General features: G+C 34.9%; 5 protein-coding genes. 1 reads left to right on the top strand and 4 read right to left on the bottom strand.

What is annotated here, in order from left to right; all coding sequences use genetic code 11:
* From AB3X49_RS16735 to AB3X49_RS16720, 4 genes are all read right to left on the bottom strand, one after another.
* Nucleotides 1–799 (bottom strand): TIGR00366 family protein (locus tag AB3X49_RS16735; protein WP_367963479.1); only part of this gene is annotated, 799 nt, incomplete at its 3' end.
* Between the two features lie 279 nt (nt 800–1,078).
* Complete coding sequence (locus AB3X49_RS16730) at nt 1,079–1,426, bottom strand: VOC family protein (RefSeq protein ID WP_002033235.1); 348 nt, start codon at nt 1,424–1,426, stop codon at nt 1,079–1,081.
* A 44-nt stretch (nt 1,427–1,470) separates the two neighbouring features.
* Nucleotides 1,471–2,400 (bottom strand): phosphotransferase, encoded by a 930-nt coding sequence (locus AB3X49_RS16725; protein WP_367963481.1) that lies wholly within the window; start codon nt 2,398–2,400, stop codon nt 1,471–1,473.
* Nucleotides 2,401–3,123: 723 nt separating this feature from the next.
* Nucleotides 3,124–4,548 (bottom strand): amino acid permease, encoded by a 1,425-nt coding sequence (locus AB3X49_RS16720; RefSeq protein WP_016095835.1) that lies wholly within the window; start codon nt 4,546–4,548, stop codon nt 3,124–3,126.
* 264 nt (nt 4,549–4,812) lie between these two features.
* Here AB3X49_RS16720 and AB3X49_RS16715 point away from each other — a divergent pair, with 264 nt between their 5' ends.
* On the top strand, nt 4,813–5,562 hold the full coding sequence (locus AB3X49_RS16715; RefSeq protein WP_367963476.1) for an IclR family transcriptional regulator: 750 nt from the start codon (nt 4,813–4,815) through the stop codon (nt 5,560–5,562).
* Nucleotides 5,563–5,602 lie beyond the last annotated feature (40 nt).

Here is a 5,602-nt window from a genome sequence, read left to right as displayed (position 1 = left end):
TACTAAAATAGTTAAAAATATAAATAAGACCTAATAATCCGATGCAAAGTGTAATAATCATACTATTTTCCATTTTTTCAGCGAATGTTTTTTGCTCTACTTCTTGAGCGGCAGCCTCTTCATGGAATACGCTAGGATCTACAGTTATCGTATGTTTTTCATCTGGATGCATGGCCCGGTTAATGAGAGGCATCGTAACGAGAAAAATAATAACTGGCACGAGTGCGTATGGTGAGAATAACGTTTCTGTTATTGGAATCGCTTCTTTAATACTCCCAGCGGTCGTTTTGATTAACGTTTCGCCTCCTGTTGCTAATGTAAGAGGGATAGAAGCAGACAGACCTGCATGCCAAATGAGAAATCCAGAGTAGGAAGAAGCAATTGCTAACCTATAATCTAAACCTTCTAATTGTCTTGCCACTTCTTTTGCATATAAAACAGATACAACAATACCAAATCCCCAGTTTATGTATGCTCCTAGTAAACTTACGATTGAAATTGCAATAATACCTTGTCCATTTGTTTTCGGTAGTTTCGCTGCTTTCGTTAATCCTTTTTTAATAAGAGGAGCGTTTGCTAATGCAGATCCTGTCACGAGTACAAGAGCCATCTGCATAGAAAAAGCGAGAAGTCCCCAAATTCCATTACCCCAGTGATTAATCATTTCTACAGGTGTTTGGTGCGTTGCAAACATGCCGAAAAAGATAACAAAAACAGTTAATAAACATGATAAAATAAACGGTTCTGGTAAGAAACGCTGCACAAGGGCAACACATCCATTTGTAAATGAACGAAACAAAATAGCTCAACCTCCTTATGTATGTTTATTACAATGTTCGAGGTTGTTTGGGGGATAACCTTTAATTTATGGAAAATTCAGTCATTTAAGATGATTGTAATTTATTGATAGATTGATATTATTAATAAATCGATAGGCTTATACTAAGTTGGATAGATTAAAAAAGTGCACCTCCGATTGTTAGACTGTATCTAATAATCGGAGGTGCACTTCAAAGGAATCAACTTTTTTTATTGAACTAAAGCATCCGTTAGCTTAATAGCAAATGATTAAAATTCACTATTTCTCCCAAAGCTCAATCAGTCGTCCTTCAGGATCTTTAATCCAAATAAACTTTCCAAATTCACTAATCTCTTCTTTCTTTTCAAGAGGTACACCAATTTGTTCAAGATGCTGAATAGTCTCGTTTAGATTATGTACTTGGAAATTTAACATCACTTGTTGTTCTGTAGGAAAATAACTGTCATTCTCGGCAAAGAAAGAAAAGATAGTCTCAGTTCCTAATTCGGGTTTAATCACAGTCCCGTTCCAATTTTCTATTTCAATCTTCAACACTTCACTATACCATTTTTTTATAACATCAAGATTTTTAGTTCTCCAAAATATTCCTCCGAAACCTTTTATCATTGTATTTAACTCCTATCTATCTTTAAATTTTTAATGACATAAGTTCAACCTTCAATAAAACGCAGTGCACAACGGGAATGGTGATCGGTTAGATCTTTTGCAAATTGTTGATTCGGAAATCCTCTGTGAAGCAATCTCAACCCGCCTGAAGTTAAGGATATATGATGATGGAATCGATAGAATAACATCCTGTTGGGGTCGAGAGTATCATTCTTTAAATATCGATAATAACCCCCAAATCGAAACTGCAAAAAACTGTGCTCATGCTCAATATCAAAGAACTCGGCTCCTTCGATATCAATCAAATAAGGTTCTAGTTTGTCATTAATTAATACATGATCAGGGCCGAGTTCCCCATGTATAAATCCATAACGACTTCTTGTTTCAATTTTTGATTCAAGCTCGTACAATGTATCGAGTAGATTGCTATGACTAGCCCTGATACTGTCAATATGTTGGCATGCGTAATCTAAATCTCTTTTTGCATTCTTTATTTGCAAGTGATGACATTTTTCCGTGTTGATCCCACTTTGATTCGCTTTCCCATGAGTAAGTCTCTCGTTGGCATGCATGTCTGCCAGCATATCTCCTATCCGCTGAAACACTTTATCTTTAACATATGAATCGGAATGTTGAAAATAAACTTCTGCCTTTTGTCCATTTACATATTCAACGAGAGCATAATCATAAGGATAACGGTTTCTTTCCTTATTCAGATCATATAGAAGGGGAGTTTGAATTCCTTGTTGAATTAAATACTTGTTATTTAATTCAAATAAATCACTACTATAGGAGTGCTCATGTATATCTCCGTTCGCTATTTCTTCTTGAAAATAATTCATGGTAAGATCCCAAACATACAGAACGCAGGAAAATCCATTACTGCAGTCAATCTTATAGACTACCTTTTGTGCACCGCCATGCATTTTCGTTACACTAGAAACCAAATAACTGGTACCAAAGACTTTTTGCATATACTCCTGTAAATCAGATTGATCAAGGTGACAAGTGATTCTCAATGAATAACACCCCTTTTCTTAGGTTTTACTGTCAATCAAACTATATAAAAAATCTAACCAAAAGTATAGACTGTTTATTTATAATTTGTTATGATGTTAAATTGGGTCTGGAAAAATAGTCATATAAAAACCGGTTGGAGCTCCAATGGTTTTTTTGATGAAATCATTCTTACTTCTCAAATACCTCGCCACACAAAAACTTAAAATGTATTACAATGAATGAATCTATACGATTTTCAATCCTTCTTCTTTTCACTAACTTTACCATTATTTTTAATTGAGTATTACTGCCCCGTCAGTTTAAGTGAAAACCTTCGCAATCTCAATGATCTATTCAAACTTGAATAATCTAATTGCCTGAAAACGTTCCTCAACAATCTGGCCCTTTAGTGGAGTAACTTTATTGCTACTCAGCAGTTTCTTAATCCGCCTTTCAGTTCAGATCTTATTTTCACTATAAAAACATCTCTTTAGATAAACAGATCCAAAGGGACAAAACATCGCGCCTTTTTTATAAACACCGTGACTTTATTTAAAAGCGATATTAAAAATATTCTTCAAATCCTGGAAGCATATGTTTGCCACAAATAAAAAGAACCATAAGCTTGCCAAACGGCAAATTTATGGTTCTTATCACAAAGTAAAAGCAATGTGCGGTCTTTTAAATATAGTACAGTATTACGAAGTTTCGCTAATTTTAGTATCTGTATGAGTGTTAGTAGCAATTCTTTTCTTTACCTTTAAGTGATAGTAGGTGTAGCAAAAAATGATAAATGGTACAGTGCAATAGATTCCTAGTCTTTGACTTGGGATAAAGATAAGACTTATTAATATAATGCCATACAATCCAAAACCAAGAATTGGTACAAGTGGATAAAGTGGAGTTTTAAATTTTAAGTCTTCTAATTTTCCACCTTCGGCTAAATAATGTTTACGGAAAAAGAATTGAGAAACACAAATTGACATCCAAACAATAATTGTAATGACTCCAGAAATTGAAATGAGCCATAAGTAAACCGTTTCAGCAGCTACAACGCTTGTCAACAGAGAAAAAGCAGAAATAGCTATCGTCAAGATTAAAGCGTTTAGAGGTATCCCTCGTGATGATAATTTCTTTAAAAAGGCTGGAGCCATATCATTTTTTGATAACGACCAAAGCATTCGAGTTGCGGCGTACAGTCCTGAGTTTGCGACAGAAAGAACAGCAGTAAGAATAACAAAGTTCATAATATCAGCTGCATATGGAATACCGATATTATCAAATACAGCAACAAACGGACTCTTTGTTAATCCTGCCTCTTCCCAAGGAATTAAAGCCACGAGAACAAAGATTGCTAAGACGAAGAAAAACATTGTGCGCCATATTATATTTCTAATAGAACGAGGTAAAGTCTTTGCTGGATCTTCACTTTCACCTGCTGCGATTCCAACAAGTTCTGTACCTTGGAAGGAATAATTGACTGTAACCATTGTTAATAAGATAGCGGCAAGTCCATTTGGGAATAAACCACCATGATTTACGAAATTTGAAAGAAGCGGAGCGGGTTCGTTTCCTTTTAAATCAATAAAACCGAACATAGCGGCGCCGCCAAGAATAATGAAAGCAATAATGGCAGATACTTTTATACTTGAGAACCAAAATTCTGTTTCTGCATAACTACGAGCGGATAATGCGTTAATAGTGAATATTGTAACACCAAATATTAAACACCAAACCCAGACAGGAATATCAGGAAACCATCGCTGCATTGTAATACCAGCAGTGGTAAATTCAAGACCAGTCGTATTCGCCCAGCTTAGCCAATACAACCATCCGATGGTAAACCCAGTTGCGGGATTGATGAACTTAGTGGCATATTCCTGGAAGGAACCTGAAACTGGCATTGCTACAGCAAGCTCACCAAGACATAGCATAACGAGATACATTAATAATCCACCGGCCATAAAGGCAAGTACGGATCCACCAGGTCCAGCTTGACTTATAATAAAACCAGATCCGTTAAATAACCCCGTTCCAATCACACCACCGAGTGCAATCATGAATAAATGTCTACCTTTCATCGTGCGCTTTAATTCATTGTTTGTATTGTTTACTTGCGTCATTGTTTTCCTCACTTTCATAATTGGTAGTATGAAAATTGATGTTTTTCCGTATTATGGAATGTATTCCGTGATGTGAAATCTTGTTCTAATTTTCAGATAATTAAAAAGAAAAGTCAATATTTTTTTGTTTGCGTTTTCATTTTTTTGATAGTGTTATATCTCTATTTTTAGAAAATTAAATAAATTATTTGATTTCAGTTTGAATTTTTGATAAATTGATAGGTAATTAGGCTAAACATACTACAAGTAAAGTTGAGGCGAGTTATGGTACAGTCCATTGATCGAGCGATAGGTATTATTAAGTTACTGAATTCTACAAATGAAAAAGAGTATTGGGCTATTTCTGATATAGCTGATAGAACACATCTCCCGGTTAGTACAGTACATAGGTTACTGAACTCTTTAATGGAGCATGGATTAGTTACGCAAATTTCCGAAACAAAACAGTACAAGATTGGACCAATGTGGATGGAAATAGGATTACGTCAATTGGAGAAGGTAGACTACAGATCTGTTGCAAGAGAAGTGATGAAGCGTTTGGCCTCTGAAGTTGAAGAAAGTGTTTATTTGAACATTCCAAATGGAACACATTCTATTATCATTGAAAGAATTGATAGCCCTTTAAAAATTCGAGTTATCGATAACTTAGGGGAACAGATTCCACTTTCGATTGGAGCCGCAAATAAAACGATGCTTGCCAATATGAACACGAATGAAATGGAACACATTGTAGAACATTTACTTTCTTCTTTACCAGAACAAAAGCAAATTCTTTTCGATCAAATAAAGCAGATCAGAAATGAAGGATATGCTGTGAGTTATGGTGAAAAAACAGAGGGGACAGCTTCAATAGCTGCACCTATTATAGGATTTAATCATAAAGTAGTAGGAGCATTAAGTGTTGGGTTAATTAGTCATCGAATTAATGATAATCGACTATCTTTTCTTATTAGTAAGGTAAAACAAGCAGCTCATGAAATATCAGTAAAAATCGGCAGTACATCAGAATTATAATTTTGATAGCTGTCGTCATTTTTTATTCATATATTGGAAT

Origin of the sequence: Bacillus sp. C30 (assembly GCF_040838255.1) — a bacterium.
Taxonomy (GTDB): Bacteria; Bacillota; Bacilli; order Bacillales; family Bacillaceae_G; genus Bacillus_A; species Bacillus_A mycoides.
This window is presented reverse-complemented; position numbering and strand designations above follow the sequence as displayed.